The organism is Burkholderia sp. ZZQ-2 (assembly GCF_050768715.1).
Taxonomy (GTDB): Bacteria; Pseudomonadota; Gammaproteobacteria; order Burkholderiales; family Burkholderiaceae; genus Burkholderia; species Burkholderia cepacia.
This window is the reverse complement of record NZ_LDVA01000359.1, coordinates 57,885-75,617: the sequence shown is the minus strand read 5'-3', so window position 1 is coordinate 75,617 and position 17,733 is coordinate 57,885. Positions and strand designations below refer to the sequence as shown.

21 protein-coding genes are annotated in these 17,733 nt (G+C 66.2%); 11 read left to right on the top strand and 10 right to left on the bottom strand.

The features are described from left to right. A partial coding sequence (locus ABY44_RS35455; RefSeq protein ID WP_431642993.1) for an acyl-CoA dehydrogenase occupies positions 1-1,108 on the top strand: 1,108 nt, incomplete at its 5' end. Between the two features lie 100 nt (positions 1,109-1,208). Here the strand turns inward: ABY44_RS35455 and ABY44_RS35450 are convergent. Further along, positions 1,209-2,495 carry a D-amino acid dehydrogenase gene (locus tag ABY44_RS35450; protein ID WP_431643530.1) on the bottom strand — a complete coding sequence of 429 codons (1,287 nt, stop codon included), beginning with the start codon at positions 2,493-2,495 and terminating at the stop codon, positions 1,209-1,211. Between the two features lie 145 nt (positions 2,496-2,640). On the opposite strand from ABY44_RS35450, the gene ABY44_RS35445 reads away from it, so the two are divergent. Further along, complete coding sequence (locus ABY44_RS35445; protein WP_011351353.1) at positions 2,641-3,129, top strand: Lrp/AsnC ligand binding domain-containing protein; 489 nt, start codon at positions 2,641-2,643, stop codon at positions 3,127-3,129. A gap of 90 nt (positions 3,130-3,219) precedes the next feature. After that, complete coding sequence (locus ABY44_RS35440; RefSeq protein ID WP_042975179.1) at positions 3,220-4,407, top strand: PA0069 family radical SAM protein; 1,188 nt, start codon at positions 3,220-3,222, stop codon at positions 4,405-4,407. Between the two features lie 49 nt (positions 4,408-4,456). Here ABY44_RS35440 and ABY44_RS35435 read toward each other — a convergent pair whose 3' ends face one another. Both ABY44_RS35435 and ABY44_RS35430 read right to left on the bottom strand, forming a co-directional pair. Continuing rightward, positions 4,457-4,924, bottom strand: a complete 468-nt coding sequence (locus tag ABY44_RS35435) for an NINE protein (protein ID WP_027788047.1) — start codon at positions 4,922-4,924, stop codon at positions 4,457-4,459. 109 nt (positions 4,925-5,033) lie between these two features. After that, on the bottom strand, positions 5,034-6,173 hold the full coding sequence (locus ABY44_RS35430) for a PQQ-dependent sugar dehydrogenase (protein ID WP_060173867.1): 1,140 nt from the start codon (positions 6,171-6,173) through the stop codon (positions 5,034-5,036). Positions 6,174-6,326: 153 nt separating this feature from the next. Between ABY44_RS35430 and rpsP the strand changes: the two genes are divergently transcribed. The 6 genes from rpsP (at position 6,327) to ABY44_RS35400 (ending at position 10,456) form a co-directional block, all read left to right on the top strand. After that, a complete protein-coding gene (gene rpsP, locus ABY44_RS35425) occupies positions 6,327-6,581 on the top strand; it encodes a 30S ribosomal protein S16 (protein WP_006476550.1) in 255 nt (84 codons plus the stop codon). Positions 6,582-6,623: 42 nt separating this feature from the next. Then, positions 6,624-7,301 carry a ribosome maturation factor RimM gene (rimM, locus tag ABY44_RS35420; RefSeq protein WP_027788045.1) on the top strand — a complete coding sequence of 226 codons (678 nt, stop codon included), beginning with the start codon at positions 6,624-6,626 and terminating at the stop codon, positions 7,299-7,301. A 1-nt stretch (position 7,302) separates the two neighbouring features. Beyond that, entirely contained in the window at positions 7,303-8,097 is a 795-nt protein-coding gene (gene trmD, locus ABY44_RS35415; RefSeq protein WP_027788044.1) for a tRNA (guanosine(37)-N1)-methyltransferase TrmD, read from the top strand. Between the two features lie 133 nt (positions 8,098-8,230). Continuing rightward, positions 8,231-8,623 carry a 50S ribosomal protein L19 gene (rplS, locus tag ABY44_RS35410; protein ID WP_006753174.1) on the top strand — a complete coding sequence of 131 codons (393 nt, stop codon included), beginning with the start codon at positions 8,231-8,233 and terminating at the stop codon, positions 8,621-8,623. An 87-nt stretch (positions 8,624-8,710) separates the two neighbouring features. Continuing rightward, positions 8,711-9,397, top strand: a complete 687-nt coding sequence (locus ABY44_RS35405) for a CoA pyrophosphatase (RefSeq protein ID WP_021159741.1) — start codon at positions 8,711-8,713, stop codon at positions 9,395-9,397. A gap of 120 nt (positions 9,398-9,517) precedes the next feature. Beyond that, the gene (locus ABY44_RS35400; protein WP_021159740.1) at positions 9,518-10,456 is read left to right on the top strand and encodes a CobD/CbiB family protein; all 939 of its coding nucleotides are present in this window, start codon (positions 9,518-9,520) and stop codon (positions 10,454-10,456) included. 66 nt (positions 10,457-10,522) lie between these two features. Here the strand turns inward: ABY44_RS35400 and ABY44_RS35395 are convergent, their stop codons facing one another. From ABY44_RS35395 to ABY44_RS35385, 3 genes are all read right to left on the bottom strand, one after another. Then, positions 10,523-10,840 carry a putative signal transducing protein gene (locus tag ABY44_RS35395; protein ID WP_021159739.1) on the bottom strand — a complete coding sequence of 106 codons (318 nt, stop codon included), beginning with the start codon at positions 10,838-10,840 and terminating at the stop codon, positions 10,523-10,525. A 67-nt stretch (positions 10,841-10,907) separates the two neighbouring features. Continuing rightward, positions 10,908-11,849, bottom strand: a complete 942-nt coding sequence (gene rsgA / locus ABY44_RS35390; RefSeq protein WP_021159738.1) for a ribosome small subunit-dependent GTPase A — start codon at positions 11,847-11,849, stop codon at positions 10,908-10,910. After that, complete coding sequence (locus ABY44_RS35385) at positions 11,846-13,105, bottom strand: M48 family metallopeptidase (protein ID WP_021159737.1); 1,260 nt, start codon at positions 13,103-13,105, stop codon at positions 11,846-11,848. Before ABY44_RS35385 ends, rsgA begins: the two co-directional genes overlap by 4 nt. 117 nt (positions 13,106-13,222) lie before the next feature. Here ABY44_RS35385 and orn point away from each other — a divergent pair, with 117 nt between their 5' ends. Beyond that, positions 13,223-13,843 (top strand): oligoribonuclease, encoded by a 621-nt coding sequence (gene orn / locus ABY44_RS35380; RefSeq protein WP_021159736.1) that lies wholly within the window; start codon positions 13,223-13,225, stop codon positions 13,841-13,843. Between the two features lie 41 nt (positions 13,844-13,884). On the opposite strand, the gene mog is transcribed toward orn, so the two are convergent. Next, the gene (gene mog / locus ABY44_RS35375; RefSeq protein WP_027788041.1) at positions 13,885-14,499 is read right to left on the bottom strand and encodes a molybdopterin adenylyltransferase; all 615 of its coding nucleotides are present in this window, start codon (positions 14,497-14,499) and stop codon (positions 13,885-13,887) included. Beyond that, the gene (yjgA, locus tag ABY44_RS35370) at positions 14,483-15,085 is read right to left on the bottom strand and encodes a ribosome biogenesis factor YjgA (RefSeq protein ID WP_272481468.1); all 603 of its coding nucleotides are present in this window, start codon (positions 15,083-15,085) and stop codon (positions 14,483-14,485) included. Before yjgA ends, mog begins: the two co-directional genes overlap by 17 nt. A gap of 127 nt (positions 15,086-15,212) precedes the next feature. Between yjgA and pmbA the strand changes: the two genes are divergently transcribed. Further along, positions 15,213-16,583 (top strand): metalloprotease PmbA, encoded by a 1,371-nt coding sequence (gene pmbA / locus ABY44_RS35365; protein WP_027788039.1) that lies wholly within the window; start codon positions 15,213-15,215, stop codon positions 16,581-16,583. A gap of 86 nt (positions 16,584-16,669) precedes the next feature. Here pmbA and ABY44_RS35360 read toward each other — a convergent pair whose 3' ends face one another. Next, positions 16,670-17,170 (bottom strand): dihydrofolate reductase, encoded by a 501-nt coding sequence (locus ABY44_RS35360; RefSeq protein WP_027788038.1) that lies wholly within the window; start codon positions 17,168-17,170, stop codon positions 16,670-16,672. A gap of 271 nt (positions 17,171-17,441) precedes the next feature. Then, the gene (locus tag ABY44_RS35355; RefSeq protein WP_226128618.1) at positions 17,442-17,660 is read right to left on the bottom strand and encodes a hypothetical protein; all 219 of its coding nucleotides are present in this window, start codon (positions 17,658-17,660) and stop codon (positions 17,442-17,444) included. Between the last annotated feature and the right edge of the window lie 73 nt (positions 17,661-17,733).

Here is a 17,733-nt window from a genome sequence, read left to right as displayed (position 1 = left end):
CATCGTGCCGAAGTTCCTGGTGAACGAGGACGGCTCGCTGGGCGAACGCAACGACGTGCACTGCGTGTCGATCGAGCACAAGCTCGGGATCAAGGCGAGCCCGACGGCGGTGCTGCAATATGGCGATAACGGTGGCGCGATCGGCTATCTGATCGGCGAAGAAAACCGTGGCCTCGAATACATGTTCATCATGATGAACGCGGCGCGCTTCGGCGTCGGGATGCAGGGGATCGGCGTGGCCGACCGCGCGTACCAGAAGGCCGCGGAATTCGCGAAGGAACGCGTGCAGAGCCGCCCGGTGGACGGGTCGGCCAAGCAGTCGGTGACGATCATCCATCACCCGGACGTGCGCCGGATGCTCGGCACGATGCGCGCGCTGACCGAAGGTGCGCGCTCGCTGGCGTACGTGGCCGCGGCGCACAGCGACATTGCCCACCGCCATTCGGACGAGGCGACGCGGGCGCGTCATCAGGCAATCTACGAATATCTGGTGCCGGTCGTGAAGGGCTGGAGCACGGAGATGGTGAACGACGTGGCGAGCCTGGGCGTGCAGGTGCACGGCGGGATGGGTTTCATCGAGGAAACCGGCGCGGCGCAGTATTACCGCGATGCGCGGATCCTGGCGATCTACGAAGGCACGACGGCGATCCAGGCGAACGACCTGGTGGGCCGCAAGACGCTGCGCGACGGCGGCGCGGTGGCGAAGGCGCTGATCGCCGAAATCGGCGAGACTGTCGCGGCGCTGGGCAAGCTGGACGGTGCGGCGGCCGCGTCGATGAAGGTGCAACTGGAGAAGGGCGCGAAGGCGCTGTCGTCGGTGGTGGATTACGTGCTGGCGAACGCGAAGCAGGACCCGAATGCGGTGTTCGCGGGCAGCGTGCCGTACCTGAAGCTGGCGGGCGTGGTGCTGTGCGGATGGCAGATGGCGCGCGCGCTGGTGGCCGCGCAGGCGAACCGCGCGAGCGACCCGGCGTTCTTCGGCGCGAAGATCGCGATCGCGCAGCTCTATGCGGAGCAGGTGCTGGTGCAGGCAGGCGCGCTCGAAGCGTCGATTGTCGGCACGAAGGGCAACGAGGGCGTGCTCGCGTTGACGGAAGACCAGTTCTGATTCTTCGCGGGACACTCGAGGTCATGAAAAAGGCGCCCCTCGGGGCGCCTTTCTCTTTGATGCCGGCCAGCAGGCCCGCATTGCCGCGGGCGGCAGCGGCTTATGCGTAGGCCGGGCGCGTCTGGCCTGCCACGTCCTTCAGGTAACGGTGTACCGACAGGTCGTCAGCCTGGATCGCAGGCATCTTGCCCGAGATCAGGTCCGCGAGCAGTTGGCCCGAACCGCACGACATCGTCCAGCCGAGCGTGCCGTGGCCGGTGTTCAGGAACAGGTTCGACACCGGCGTGCGGCCGACGATCGGGGTGCCGTCCGGCGTCATCGGGCGCAGGCCCGTCCAGAACGTTGCCTTCGACGTATCGCCGCCGCCCGGGAACAGGTCGTTCACGCACATTTCGAGCGTTTCGCGGCGCGCGGCGCGCAGCTTCTTGTCGAAGCCGACGATTTCCGCCATGCCGCCGACGCGGATGCGCTGGTCGAAACGCGTGATCGCGATCTTGTAGGTTTCGTCGAGCACGGTCGACACGGGCGCGGCCGCTTCGTTGACGATCGGCGCGGTGATCGAATAGCCCTTCAGCGGATAGACGGGGATCTTCATCAGGTTCGAGATGAAGCTGGTCGAGTACGAGCCGAGCGCGACGACGTACGCGTCCGCACGCACCGTCTCGCTGCCGCACTGCACGCCGGCGATCTTGCCGCCCGCGATCGCGAGCGAATCGATCGGCGTGTTGTAGCGGAACTTCACGCCGAGCGATTCCGCGAGTGCCGCGAGGCGCGTCGTGAACAGCTGGCAGTCGCCCGTTTCGTCGCCCGGCAGGCGCAGGCCGCCCGTCAGCTTGTGCGAAACGGCGGCGAGGGCCGGTTCGGCATTCTTCAGGTCGGCCGGCGACAGCAGTTCGAACGGCACGTTCGCTTCCTGAAGGACGGCGATGTCCTTCGCTGCACCGTCGAGTTGCTGCTGCGTGCGGAACAGTTGCAGCGTGCCGCCCGTGCGGCCTTCGTACTGGATGCCGGTATCGGCGCGCAGCGCCTGCAGGCAGTCGCGGCTGTATTCGGCGAGGCGAACCATGCGGCCCTTGTTGACTGCATAGCGCTCGGCCGTGCAGTTGCGCAGCATCTGGTACATCCACTGGAGCTGGAAGCGCGTGCCGTCGAGGCGGATCGCGAGCGGCGCGTGTTTCTCGAACATCCATTTGACGGCCTTCAGCGGCACGCCGGGGGCGGCCCACGGCGCGGCATAGCCGGGGGAGATCTGGCCAGCGTTCGCGAAGCTCGTCTCGAGCGCCGGGCCGGCCTCCCGGTCGATCACCGTGACTTCATGACCGGCGCGCGCGAGGTAATACGCGCTTGCCACGCCCACCACACCGCTGCCCAGAATGACGACTCGCATAGCTGCTCCAGATGGAAGGGACCAGATCGAGGCCGGGCGCACCTGCGGCTCCGTGTAACCTCTAGCTGATCTAGTTTTTTGCGCTATGGTATTGTCGAATGTGTAGGTTTTGTTATCGTATTTTTCAGGTTTTCAGCATAAACAAATGAGAACGCAACGTCAGCCCGTACGCTCGCTCGACAAGCTCGACCGGCGCATCCTGAAACTGCTCCAGGACGACGGCCGGATGGCGATGAAGGACCTCGCGGAACAGGTCGGACTGACCGTCACGCCGTGCATCGAGCGTGTGCGGCGCATGGAGCGGGACGGCGTGATCACCGGTTATCACGCGCGTGTCGATCCCCACCAGCTGGATGCCGCGCTGCTGGTGTTCGTCGAGATCACGCTCGGCCACAAGGGCGGCAACATGTTCGAGCAATTCCGCCGGGAAGTGATGAAGATCGACGAGGTGCTCGAGTGTCATCTCGTGTCCGGCGATTTCGACTACCTGATCAAGGCGCGGATCGGCGAAATGGCCGACTACCGCAAGCTGCTCGGCGACATCCTGCTGCAGTTGCCCGGCGCCGTGCAGTCGAAGAGCTATGTCGTGATGGAAGAAATCAAGGAGACGCTGACGATTGCGGTGGGCGACTGACGTACCGGCGGCAGGCCGCCGGGCCCTTTATCCCGCCCTTGGCACGCTGCGCCCAATACTGTATAAATGTACAGTATTGGGCGCAGGCGAATGGGTGGGCATATGGACGATCGATCCGACAACGAATTTCCGATAGCGCCGCCCGTGCCCCGCAAGGGGCGCGGTGCGGTCGACAACCTGCAGGGGCGATACGAGATCGCCCAGCGTGAAGCGGTCGACGACGGCTGGACACACGAGTCGGACGATGCCGATTTCCCCGCGCCGCTGCGCACGCAGGTATTCGAGGAGCGGGCGAAGAGCATCCTGACGCACAACCAGTCGCCCGATATTCCATTCAGCGTATCGCTCAATCCGTATCGCGGTTGCGAGCACGGGTGCATCTACTGCTTTGCGCGTCCGACGCACAGTTATCTCGGCTTGTCGCCGGGGCTCGATTTCGAAAGCCGCATCTATGCGAAGGTCAATGCGGCCGAGTTGCTCGAGCGCGAGATTTCGCGCAAGCGCTACGTGCCGGAGCCGATCGCGCTCGGCGTCAACACAGACGCCTACCAGCCGGTCGAGCGCGACTTGCGCATCACGCGCAGCGTGATTCAGGTGATGCACGATCGCGGGTTGCCGTTCGCGGCGATCACGAAGTCGTCGCTGATCGAGCGCGATCTCGACTTGCTCGCGCCGATGGCCGAGCGCAAGCAGGTGATGGCGGCGGTCACGATCACGACGCTCGACGCCGATCTCGCGCGCACGCTCGAGCCGCGCGCGGCGACGCCGGCGCGACGGTTGCGTACGATTCGTGCGCTGAGCGAGGCGGGCGTGCCGGTCGGCGTGAGCATTGCGCCGATGATTCCGTTCGTCACCGAGCCCGACATGGAGCGTGTGCTCGAGGCGTGCGCGGAAGCCGGCGCGACGCATGCGAGCTACATCATCCTGAGGCTGCCGTGGGAAGTCGCGCCGCTGTTCAAGAACTGGCTGGCCGCGCATTTTCCCGACCGCGCGGAGCGCGTGATGAACCGCGTGCGCGACATGCGCGGCGGGAAAGACTACGACTCGGATTTCTCGAAGCGGATGAAGGGCGAGGGAATCTGGGCCGACCTGCTGCGGCAGCGCTTCCGCCAGGCCGTCAAGCGGCTCGGGCTGAACGAGCGCACGAACGGCATTCTCGATCTGTCGCAGTTTCGCGGCACGCCTGCCGCCGCAGCGCCGGTGCCGCGTGTTGCTGTACGTTCAGCCGGCACGCGATCGACGCAGGCGCGCGACGACATGCAATTGAACCTGTTCTGATCGGTGCGCCAAGCCCTCGCGGGGTGCCGGTGCGTCGCGTTCGTTGTGCTTACTGCGAAATCTGCTTGGCCGCTTCGACCTGCGACTCGAAATACGTCTGGAACGACAGTGCGAGCGCGGTCATCAGCAGGAACGCACCGATCAGCAGCGAGAAGATCACCACGAAGATCACGGTCCAGCCCGACTTGCTTTGCCTGCCCGTCTCCGCGTTGAATTGCGCGTCCCATTTTTCGTCGGGACGCAGCCCGTAGACGAGCGCGGCGAGGAAGGCGGCCAGCAGCGAGATTGCGCCGGGTACCGCAAGCCACCAGCCGAGGCCGGCGCTGCGCTGGGTCGCGGCGAGCAAGAGGAAGCCCGGGATGCCGACGATCGTCGCGAGCAGGTGCGCCCAGCCGTACACGTCGCGAAAGCCATACAGATAGAAGCGGTGCGCGCCGAGCGAACCGAACAGGAACGCGAGGGCGGCGGTGAGCGTCTTGGAGCGGAAGCGGCGGGACGGTGCGGTGCTGCTGGACATGGATGGCGGCGTATTGTCGTTGGCATGGGCGGCCGGCGGGCCGGCGCGGGCGCGCGGCCCGGCACGCATTCTACGATGCCCGGTCGGGGCCGGTCACCCCTGTACTGCGTCAAGGTGCCGCATAGGTCACGCGATAGATTGCGCCCGCGTAGTCGTCGCTGACGAGCAGCGAGCCGTCCGGCAGCGGCAGCACGTCGGCAGGGCGTCCCCATACCGTGCCGTCGGGCCGCAGCCAGCCCGTGACGAACGGAGTCTGGCGCGCGTGGCTGCCGTCTGCCGAGACCACAACACGCATCACGCGGTAGCCGACCTTCGTGCTGCGGTTCCACGAGCCGTGTTCGGCAATGAACACGTTGTTGCGATATGACGCCGGAAACATCGGCCCTGTATAGACGCGCATGCCGAGGGCCGCGACGTGTGCACCGAGTTTCAATACGGGCGGCACGTAGCGGCGGCAAACGTCGGGGCTGCCGAATTCGGGGTCGGGCGTGTCGCCGCCATGGCAGTACGGGAAGCCGAAGTCGAGGCCCGCGCGCGGTGCGCGGTTCAGCTTGTCGTCGGGCACGTCGTCGCCCATCATGTCGCGCCCGTTGTCGGTAAACCACAGCTCGCCCGAATCGGGGTGCCATGCGAAGCCGACCGTATTGCGTATGCCGCGGGCGACAACCTCGTTCCCGCTGCCGTCCGCCTTCATGCGCGCGATGATCGCGTAGCGGCTGTGATCGGCGAGACAGACGTTGCACGGTGCGCCAGTCGGCACGTACAGCTTGCCGTCGGGGCCGAACGCGATGAATTTCCAGCCGTGATGGTGTTCGGTCGGCAGCGCGTCGGTGACGACGGCGGGTGCGGGTGGCGTGGCGAGCCGGTCGTCGATGCGATCGAGCCGCAGGATGCGCGATATGGCCGATATATAGAGTGCGCCGTCACGGTAGGCGACACCGACGGGCATATCGAGCCCGGACGCGATCACGTAGCGCGCGCTGATCCGGCCCTCGTGCATCACGAACGCGTGCACGCGGCCTTCCCGCGTGCCGACATACAGGATGCCGCGTGGCGACCACGCCATTTCGCGCGCGGTCGGTACCGCGTCGGCCAGCACTTCGACGTGGAAACCGGGCGGCACGACGAGTTCGCCCACCGGCAGCGGCGCGGCTGACGCCATTGCGGATACGAGGCAGGCAAGGCCGGCAAGCAGCGCCGCGAAACGGTGCTGCTTGCGGCGTATCGAGGCGGCGCGAAGGGGCGGCATGACGGTGTGGAACGTCCCGGACACGACGATTCTATGCCCGGCGGACAGGCCGCCTGCGGATTTTTTGCGCGTAAGTGTTTGTTGTACCTCTGGTTTCCGGCTATAATCGCGTGTTTCAGTAGTTTCGAACCCGGTTTTCCCGAAGGACATCATATGGTTATCATCCGTCTGGCTCGTGGCGGCTCGAAGAAGCGCCCGTTCTACAACATCGTTGCTACCGATTCGCGCAACCGTCGTGACGGCCGCTTCATCGAGCGCGTCGGCTTCTACAACCCGGTCGCCACGAAGGGCGAATCGCTGCGTATCGCTCAGGATCGCCTGACGTACTGGCAAGGCGTTGGCGCGCAACTGTCGCCGACCGTCCAGCGTCTCGTGAAGGAAGCGCAAAAGGCGCAACCGGCTGCCTAACATGGCACGGTGTGCCGGTCGTGCCGGCTGTGAGGTGCATTGATGGCGGGTCACGATTCCGGTAATGCAAGGCGCGGGCGTGCGTCGTTTGGCGCATTCGTCCGCAAGCCGGTCGAGCGCGACGTTGTCGCGAACGCCGGTCAGGCTGCCGAGCAGGGCAGTCTCGAAGTGGCGCAAGCCTGGCCCGACGATGCCGTCGAGGTCGGGGCAGTCGTCGACGCCTATGGCCTGAAGGGTTGGGTCAAGGTGGCGACGCATGCCGACGCCGGTCGCGGTGGCGATGCGCTGCTCAAGGCGCGCCGCTGGTGGCTGGAGCGTGGTGCGGAACGGCTTTCCGTCCGCATCCTGCAGTCGAAGACGCACAGCGACACTGTCGTTGCGCAACCCGCGGGCGTGAGCGACCGCGATGCCGCGCTGGCCATGCGCGGTTTTCGCGTGTTCGTGCGCCGGGAGGATTTCCCGGCATTGGCCGCGGACGAATTCTATTGGGTCGACCTGATCGGTCTCGATGTCGTCAACGAGCAATCGGTGGCGCTCGGAAAGGTGAGCGGGATGATCGACAACGGCGTGCATTCGATCATGCGTGTCGAGTATCCGGCGACCGGCAAAGACGGTCAGCCGACCACCGACGAGCGGTTGATTCCGTTCGTCGGCGTATACGTCAAAACGGTGGATCAGGCGGCGCGTCGCATCGTCGTCGACTGGGAAGCCGATTACTGAAATGAACCAGGTTACCGAGAGCGCGGTGCAGTTCGACGTCGTCACGCTCTTTCCCGAGATGTTCCGTGCACTGACCGACTGGGGGATCACCAGCCGGGCCGTCAAGCAAGGGCGCTTCGGGTTGCGCACCTGGAACCCGCGTGATTTCACGACGGACAACTACCGCACGGTCGACGATCGACCGTACGGCGGCGGTCCAGGCATGGTGATGCTGGCCAGGCCGCTCGAAGCCGCGATCGATGCCGCGAAAGCGGCGCAGGCGGAACAGGGTATCGCGAGCACGCGCGTCGTGATGATGTCGCCGCAAGGTGCACCGCTCACGCACGATCGCGCGGTGCGGATGGCGCAGGAGCCCGGCGTTGTCGTGCTGTGCGGCCGCTATGAAGCGATCGACCAGCGCCTGCTCGATCGTTGCGTCGACGAGGAAATCAGCCTCGGCGATTTCGTATTGTCGGGCGGCGAACTGCCGGCGATGGCGATGATGGATGCCGTGGTGCGGTTGCTGCCCGGCGTGCTGAACGATTCGCTGTCGGCCGTGCAGGACAGTTTCGCCGACGGCCTGCTCGATTGTCCGCACTACACGCGCCCCGAGGAATACGATGGCATGCGCGTGCCGGACGTACTGCTCGGCGGGCATCATGCCGAGATCGAGCGGTGGCGGCGTCAGGAAGCATTGAGGAATACGTTGCGGAAGCGGCCGGATCTGATCGTCCGGGCGCGCCGCGAGAAGTTGCTGAGCCGGGCCGACGAGGCGTGGCTTGCGAACCTCGCACGCGAAGCGAAAGACGCCTCCTGAGGCGGTGTCGCGGGCGGGAATTGGCGGTGCCGTGCATGCGTGTGCGGCGCCTGATGTGAATCCATCCTCTATCGGGGCCAGGCCTGGAAGCAGGCGGGTACCAACGCCGACACGATGGCATAAGGAGTCAGTAATGAATCTGATCGCAAAACTTGAGCAGGAAGAAATCGAGCGCGCGCTCGCCGGCAAGACGATCCCCGAATTCGCCCCGGGCGACACGGTGATCGTGAACGTGAACGTGGTTGAAGGTAACCGCAAGCGCGTTCAGGCCTACGAAGGCGTCGTGATCGCTATTCGCAACCGTGGCCTGAACTCGAATTTCATCGTCCGCAAGATCTCGTCGGGCGAAGGCGTCGAGCGTACGTTCCAGACGTACTCGCCGCTGCTGGCAAGCATCGTCGTGAAGCGCCGCGGTGATGTGCGTCGTGCGAAGCTGTACTACCTGCGCGAGCGTTCGGGCAAGTCGGCTCGTATCAAGGAAAAGCTGGTGTCGAAGGATCGCGCCGCAGCAGCTTCCCAAGAGTAAGAGCTGTAAGGAAAAAGCACCCACCCGGGTGCTTTTTTCATTCTGGCGCGACAATATGCTCGATACGACACAAACACGAGAGCCCCATTGAATCGCCGCCCCATCATCGATCCCGAAGTCCTGCCGGTCGAAGGCACCGGCGCCGGCTTGCCGGCCATCGATTCCCGCCTGATGACACCGTCCGGCCTGCGCGACCGTTTCGCGCGCACGCTCGAGTGGAGCGTCGAGCCCGACGAGGCGAGACTGCAGGAGGGCGTCGATCCGCGTAGCGCGGCCGTCCTCGTCCCGCTCGTCGTTCGCGAGTCCGGCCTCACCATGTTGCTGACCCAGCGCGCCGACCACCTGAACGACCACGCCGGACAGATCAGCTTCCCCGGCGGTCGCCGCGAACCGTTCGACCGCGACGCGACCGCAACCGCGTTGCGCGAGGCGAAGGAAGAGATCGGGCTGGCGGACGAGCGTGTCGAGATCCTCGGCGCGTTGCCTGACTACCTGACTGGCACGGGCTTCTGCGTGACGCCGGTGGTCGGCCTCGTGCATCCGCCGTTCACCGTGCAGGCCGACACGTTCGAAGTGGCCGAGATTTTCGAAGTGCCGCTCGCGTTCCTGATGAATCCCGCGAACCATCAGGTCCGGGTGTTTCGCTGGGAAGGCGGCGAGCGTCGTTTTTTTGCGATGCCTTATCCGAATGGCGAACCCGGCGGGCATTACTTCATCTGGGGCGCAACTGCCGGCATGTTGCGCAATCTGTACCGCTTCTTGGCCGCCGGCTAGGCGCGCACGGCGGCTGGCGCGCGCGGCCGGCTGCCGCACGACCGCGCCGGCAGCCATCCGGTGCTTACGCTGTGCTATCGTTATGCAAAAAATGACATAACTCCGAAGACGGCGCCACGCATGACTTTCTTTTCGGTTCTCCTCGCCCTCATCATCGAACAGGTCCGCGCGTTGTCGCCGAACAATCCGGTGTTCGCGCTGTTCCAGTTTCATGCGGAAACCGTCGCGCATGGTCTCGACGCAGGCAAACAGAAGCACGGCATCCTCGCATGGCTCGCGGTCGTGCTGCCGTGGGTGCTGATCGTCGCGCTGATCTATTTCCTGCTGTACAAGGTGAGCTTCGTGCTCGCGTTCATCTGGAACGTCGTCGTCGTGTATTTCACGCTCGGCTTCCGCCAGTTCAGCCACTACTTCACCGACATCCACCTCGCGCTCAACAACGATGACGTGCCGCGTGCGCGCGAAATCCTGCACGAATGGACGGGTATCGACACGGTCGACATGCCGGTCGGTGAAATCGTCCGCCATACGCTGATTCACGCCGTTGTCGCATCGCATCGTCACGTGTTCGGCGTGTTCTTCTGGTACGTGCTGCCGATCGGCCCGGCCGGCGCCGTGCTGTACCGGATTTCCGAATACCTCGCGCGCAGCTGGTCGACGCCGGGTGACGACCGCACGGCAGCCTTCTCGACGTTCGCGCAGCGCGCGTTCTTCGTGATCGACTGGATTCCCTCGCGACTGACCGCGCTCGGCTTTGCAATCGTCGGTAACTTCGAGGACGCGATCTACGCGTGGCGCAACCATACGCGCCAGTGGCCCGATCCGAACGACGGCGTCCTGCTGGCAGCCGGTAGCGGCGCGCTCGGCGCACGCCTCGCGGGGCCGCTCGCGGAACCGTCGAGCCTCGATGCGCTGGCGGTCGGTGACAGCGGTCCGTTGACGGTCGGCGACGATTGCACGCCACGTACGCTGCAATCCGCGGTTGGCCTTGTCTGGCGCGCGGTGATCCTGTGGATGATTCTGCTGCTGATGCTGACGCTCGCCGTCTGGGTGTCGTGACGGGGCAGTGCGGTGCCCGATGAAAGACAAAAGGCCGGCTTGATGCCGGCCTTTTTGCTGTGCGGGTCAATCGTCGCGCGGGTCGCGTACGGCGCCGCATTGCCAGCAGGCCGTGAACTGGGCCTCGAGCGCCTCCCCGCACTGCCGGCAGCGCCACGGCGCGGCGCCGGCCGACGGGCCGTGCGAAGCGGCATCGAGGAGCCGGCGCGCGAGCGCGTCGTCGCGTTCGTCGTCGAGCCACAGCTCGGGCGTGCACGCGTCGGCAGGCAGGCCGCCGAGTGCGCCTGTCGCGTAGCAGTTATGCAGCTCGCAACCGATGCCGGCCACCTGGAGCACGTTGGCCCAATGCTGCGCCGTCGCGAGATCGGGTGCCTTGAAACGCATCGCGGCTCCTGTCGGTGAGGGCCGGCCCCGCATGGCACCGGCTGACCGCCGCGCGCGTGCCGCGCGATCAGCGGACGATCTGGCTTGCCTCGTGCACGAGCTGCGCATACAGCGCATGCCGTGTCGGCGCGATGCGGCCGTCGGCGACGGCTTCGAGAATCGCGCAGCCGGGTTCGTGCAGATGATGGCAATTATAGAAACGGCAGTCCGCGAGCAGCGGCCGGAACTCCGGAAACGCGCGCTCGAGACGGCCTTCCGTCAGGTGGTAGAGGCCGAATTCCTGGAAGCCCGGCGAATCGATCAGGGCGCCGCCGCCTTCCAGCGGGTAGAGGCGCGTGAACGTCGTCGTGTGACGGCCGCTGTTGAGCGCGGCCGAAATCTCGCGGGTGGCGGCTTCGGCGTCGGGAACGAGCAGGTTCACGAGCGTCGACTTGCCCATCCCGGACTGGCCGAGCAGGATCGTCGAATGCCCGGCGAGGTGCGGCATCAGTTGCGCGCGCGCGTCGTCGGGCGAGCCTTTCACCGACAGCTCGAGCACGTCGTAGCCGAGTGCGCGGTAGGGCGCGAGGCGCTCGCGCGCGACCGGCAGCGCGGCTTCGACGTCGATCTTGTTCAGCACGACGAGCGGCTTCAGCTCGTTCGCCTCGGCGGCAATCAGCGCGCGGCCGAGCAAGTCCTCGCTGAAATAGGGCTCGGTCGCGAGCACGATCAGCAACTGGTCGAGATTGGCCGCGAACAGCTTCGACTTGAACTGGTCGGAACGGTACAGCAGGTTGCGCCGTTCGCCGATCTCGACGATGACGCCCTGGTCGGCCGAGGCGAGTTCGTACGCGACACGGTCGCCGACCGCGATATCGCTCTTCTTGCCGCGCGGGAAGCACTGCAGCATCGGGCCGCCATCGTCGGGCGCGACGATGTAGTGACGCCCGTGCGCCGCGATCACGCGGCCTTCGGCACGCTGCGCACCCGACGCGCGCGGGGCCGGCTTGCGGGAGGTCGGCCGGCTCATGCGTGCTGCAGCAGGCGGTCGATCCGCTGCGAGGCGGGCGGATGCGAGTAGTAGAAGGCCGTGTAGACAGGGTCGGGCGTTAGCGTCGACGCATTATCCTCATAGAGCTTCACGAGCGCGCTGACGAGATCCTGCGCGTCGGTCTGGCTGGCCGCGAATGCGTCGGCCTCGAATTCGTGCTTGCGCGACGTGAGGCTGCCGAACGGTGTCGCGAAGAACAGGAACACGGGAATCGCGAGGAAGAACAGCACGAGCGCGGCGCCCGCGTTGCTCGTGTCGAGCGACGGCGTGACGCCGAGCCCCGTGTAGAACCACGTGCGCTGTGCAAGCCAGCCGAGCAGCGCGAGCAGCACGAGGCTCAGCACGAACGACACGAGCATTCGCTTCATCACGTGGCGGCGCTTGAAGTGGCCGAGTTCGTGCGCGAGCACGGCCTCGATTTCCTGGCCGGACAGCCGCGCGAGCAGCGTGTCGAAGAACACGATCCGCTTCGAGGCGCCGAAGCCCGTGAAGTACGCGTTGCCGTGCGCGGAGCGGCGGCTGCCGTCCATCACGAACAGGCCCTTCGCCGCGAAGCCGCAGCGCTTCATCAGCGACTCGATGCGCGCGCGCAGCGCGTCGTCCTTGAGCGGTTCGAACTTGTTGAAGATCGGTGCGATGAAGGTCGGGTAGATCAGCAGCACGAGCATCTGGAACGCGACCCAGACGATCCAGGTCCACAGCCACCACAGGCTGCCGGCCTGGTTCATCAGCCACAGCACGACGAACAGCAGCGGCAGGCCGAGCGCGGCGCCAAGCAGCGAGTTTTTCAGCATGTCAGTGAAGAACAGCCGCTTGGTCATCCGGTTGAAGCCGAAGCGCTGTTCGATTCCGAACTGGCGGTAATACTCGAACGGGACGTCGATCGCGCTCGTGATCACGAGCACCGCGGCGACGAGCGCGACCTGCTGCCCGTAGCCTCGGCCGAGCCAGCCGGTGAGCAGCGTGTCGAGCGCGCCGACGCCGCCGAGCAGCGTGAGGCCGACCAGCACGGCCGCGCTGACGACGATCTCGAGCATCGTCAGCCGGGTGCGCTCGACCGTATAGTCGGCCGCGCGCTGGTGGGCGGTCAGCGGGATGGTCGCGCTGAACTGCGCGGGGACGCCGTTGCGGTGCGCGGCGACGAAGCGGATCTGCCGCGACGCGAGCCACAGCTTGGTGACGACCATCGCGAGCACGGCGAGCGCGAACAGCAGGGTGAACGAAAAGGGTGACATCGAAGGCGCCAAAGGGTTCTATGCGAGAATTATATGTTCTTGCGGACCGGGCCCGCTGATGCGATGCCGGCCGCCCGGGCGGCGCCGCGCGCTGCCCGCCATTTTCCAGGATGACTCATGACCGATACCGCCGCTTCCACCAGCCAGCCCGCGCTCGTGCGCAACGAGTTGAACCTCGTCTGGCTCGACATGGAGATGACGGGCCTCGACCCGGATAACGACCGCATCATCGAGATCGCGGTCGTCGTGACCAATTCCACGCTCGACGTCGCCGTCGAAGGTCCCGTGTTCGCGATCCACCAGAGCGACGAAACGCTCGCGAAGATGGACGACTGGAACAAGTCGACGCACGGCCGCTCGGGCCTGATCGACCGCGTGCGCGCGTCGACCGTGACCGAGGCGGACGCCGCCGCGCAGCTGCAGGCCTTCCTCGCGCAGTACGTGTCGCCCGGCAAGTCGCCGATGTGCGGCAACTCGATCTGCCAGGACCGCCGCTTCATGGCGCGCTGGATGCCCGAATTCGAGCGGTTCTTCCACTACCGCAACCTCGACGTCAGCACGCTCAAGGAGCTGTGCCGCCGCTGGCAGCCGGCGATCTACAAGGGGTTCCAGAAGCGGGCGATGCACACGGCGCTCGCGGACATCCACGAGTCGATCGACGAGCTGAAGTACTACCGCGAGCATTTCCTGATTCCGGCTGCGTCGGCTCCGGCAGGCGAGTCCGCGCCGGCCGCCTGAGCGGGCCGGCACGCGCCCGGCGCCCGGCGCCGGGCACAGGCTCAGCGCCGCGCGCTTTTCGGCCGGAACGCCGCGACCACCGCGGCGTCGGTCTCGATATACGGGCCGCCGATCAGGTCGATGCAGTAGGGCACCGCGGCGAAGATGCCGGGCACGGTCGACTTGCCGTCGGCATCGCGCAACCCTTCGAGCGTTTCCCGGATCGATTTCGGCTGGCCCGGCAGGTTGATGATCAGCGCCGCATGGTCGGCCTGGGCCGTTTCGCGGATTACCGCGACCTGCCGCGACAGGATCGCGGTCGGCACGAAATTCAGGCTGATCTGCCGCATCTGTTCACCAAACCCGGGCATTTCCTTCGTCGCCACGGCCAGCGTGGCCTCGGGCGTCACGTCGCGGCGCGCGGGGCCCGTGCCGCCGGTCGTCAGCACGAGGTCGCACCCCGCGACGTCGACGAGTTCGGCGAGCGTGGCGGAGATCGTGGGCGCATCGTCCTGGATCAGGCGCGTTTCGGCGCGCCACGGCGACGTGAGCGCGCCGGCGAGCCACTCCTGCAACGCCGGAATGCCCTTGTCTTCGTAGACTCCCGTGCTCGCGCGGTCGCTGATCGACACGAGGCCGACGACGAGCTCGTCCGGGTGGTTACGCTTCGTCGTCATGGTCGTCTCCGGCGTCGTCCGCCGCTTCGTCGTCCGCATCGGACGTGCCGCCGGCGGCCTTGATCCACTGGAACAGCTCGCGGAAATAGCGCGGCGGCTTGCCCTGCTGCGCTTCCTTGCGTGCGTTGCGGATCAGCGTGCGGCCTTCCTGGATATCGGCTTCCGGGTGCTGGCGCAGGAATTCGGTCAGCGCATCGTCGTTCGCGAGCAACTGTTCGCGCGTGCGTTCGATCCAGTGAAGGCGGGCCGTCGCGGCCTTGTTCACGCCGCGCTGCGCGTCGAGCGCGGTGCGCAGCGCGGCCGTCTCGTCGTCGGTCAGCGAGCGCATCACGCGGCCGACGTACTGGAGCTGGCGGCGCTTGCCTTCGTGATCGGTGATCCGGCGGGCTTCGCGCACGGCGTCCGCGAGATCTTCGGGCATCGGCATGCGCTTGAGGGCGTCCTTCGGCAGGTCGACGAGTGCCTGGCCGAGCTCCTGCAGCGCGTGCATTTCGCGTTTCAACTGGGATTTGCTGGGGCGATCGTAGCCATTGTCGTCGTCTTCGACGGCATGCTCGATCGGCTGGATTCGGGTTTTGCGTGTCATGGACGGCATTGTATCGCGCCGCGGACACGCCAAGCTTGTCGGTGTCCGGCCCCGGACCTTGCTATGATCGCGGGATACGCAACATTTTGAACATGCGGGCGCCCGCCCGCCACCGGATATCAAGACGATGGCAGCCAATCTCGACGTACAAGCGCGCTATTTCCCGCACACGCAGGACCAGCTCAAGGAAATCGCCTCGGACATCCTTCGCCATGCGAAGGCCCTCGGCGCGACGGATGCCGCGACCGAAATCTCCGAGGGCGACGGCCTGTCGGTGTCGGTGCGCCGCGGCGAAGTCGAAACGATCGAGCACAACCGCGACAAGATGGTCGGCGTGACCGTGTTCATCGGCAAGAAGCGCGGCAACGCGAGCACGTCGGATTTCTCGCCGGGCGCGATCAAGGATACCGTCGCCGCCGCCTACAACATCGCGCGCTTCACGGCCGAGGACGAGGCGGCCGGCCTCGCTGAAGCCGAGCTGCTCGAAACCGACCCGCGCGACCTCGATCTGTACCACCCGTGGGCACTGACGGCCGACGAGGCCGTCGAACTCGCCCGCCGCGCGGAAGATGCCGCGTTCGCGGTCAGCCCGCAGATCCGCAATTCGGAAGGCGCGAGCGTGTCGGCCCAGCATTCGCAGTTCGTGCTCGCGACGTCGCGTGGCTTCCTGTCCGGCTACCCGTACTCGCGCCACTACATCGCATGCGCGCCGATCGCAGGCAGCGGCCGTCACATGCAGCGCGACGACTGGTATTCGTCGAAGCGCAGCGCGACCGATCTTGCGGCGCCCGAAGCGGTGGGCCGTTATGCGGCCGAGCGTGCGCTTGCGCGGATGGGCGCGCGCCGTCTCGACACCCGCAAGGTGCCCGTGCTGTTCGAGGCGCCGCTCGCGGCCGGCCTGCTCGGCGCATTCGTCCAGGCGGTGAGCGGCGGTGCGCTGTACCGCAAGACGTCGTTCCTGGTCGACAGTCTCGGCAAGCCGGTGTTCGCGCCGCACATCCAGGTCGTCGAGGATCCGCACGTGCCGCGCGCGATGGGCAGCGCGCCGTTCGACGAGGAAGGCGTGCGTACGCGTGCGCGCAGTGTCGTCAAGGATGGCGTGGTCGAAGGCTACTTCCTGTCGACCTATTCGGCGCGCAAGCTCGGCACGCAAACCACCGGCAACGCAGGCGGCTCGCACAACCTCGCGCTGCGCAGCTCGAACACGCAGCCGGGCGACGATTTCGACGCGATGCTGAAGAAGCTCGGCACGGGCCTGTTGCTGACCGAGCTGATGGGGCAGGGCGTGAACTACGTGACGGGCGACTATTCGCGCGGCGCGGCGGGCTTCTGGGTCGAGAACGGCGTGATCCAGTATCCGGTCGAGGAAATCACCGTCGCGAGCACGTTGCAGGAAATGTTCCGGCATATCGTCGCGATCGGCGCCGATTCGATCGTGCGCGGCACGAAGGAAACGGGCTCGGTGCTGATCGAGCAGATGACGATCGCCGGGCAGTAAGCGGCGCGCGGCATCGGCCGCCATCAAACAAAAAAAGCCCGACGGCGTGAGTGAGCCGGTCGGGCTTTTTTATTGCGCGCGATGCGTCAGCCGCGCTTGCGCTCGTAGACGACGAACGCATAGCCGAACGTGTTCGGCGCGGCCGCCTGGTGCGCTTCGCGCGACACTTCCTGCCAGTGCGCGGCGTCGGGTGCCGGGAACGACGCGTCACCGTCGAAGTCGGCATCGATCTCGGTGACGACCAGCTTGTCGGCGAGTGCGAGACCTTCCGTGTAGAGTTGCGCGCCACCGATCAGGAACGCCTCGGGCACCCCGTCGCGCGAGGCGAGCGCCAGCGCGTCGGCGAGCGACGTGACCGTGTCGCAACCGTCGAAGCGTCGCGCCGCATCGCGCGTGACGACGATGTTGCGGCGGCCCGGCAGCGGCCGGCCGATCGACTCGTGGGTCTTGCGGCCCATCACGATCGGTGCGCCCATCGTCGTGCGTTTGAAGAAGGCGAGATCCTCGGGAAGTTTCCAGGGCAACTGGTTGTCGCGGCCGATGATGCCGTTGCGGGCACGCGCGACGATCAGGGTCAACGTCGTCATGAAGGTCGGGGAGAGGAAAACCGGAATGGCGCCGATTCTACCGGAACGGCGGCGCGCGCCGGTTCCGGGTGCGCGCATCCGCCTTCCGGCGCTGTGCGCCGCGACGGTCGAAGCCACGCGTCGCGGCGACGGAATGAATAAAAAGCGTGCCCGCCGGGGGACGGAGCACAAAACCGTTTCGTGTCGAGAGATCGCGAATGCAGCCTCTGATCGATGCTCTCCGGCCTGCCCGGATCAATACGTCATCCTGATCAAATGGTTCGATCGACGGTCACTGGTGCGTACTGCCTTGTGCGGTGCCTTCCATCGCGTGCTGCACGTCGCCCGGCTGCGGTATCGGGAGCGGCATCGGCAACTGGGGCGGCGGGGGGATCTCGTCCCACAGTGTCACCGACGTCCTGCCGGCCGGCAGCGGTTGCGGCGCCGACACGGTCACGATGCCGAACCCGACACCGTGCTGCATGCCCGGCGCGTTCGATGCAAGCAGCATGGCGTGATCCGGATTCGAGCTTTCGTCTGCGTGTACAGGCGAGGGCGGGCCGGCGGCCGCGACCGCAATGGTC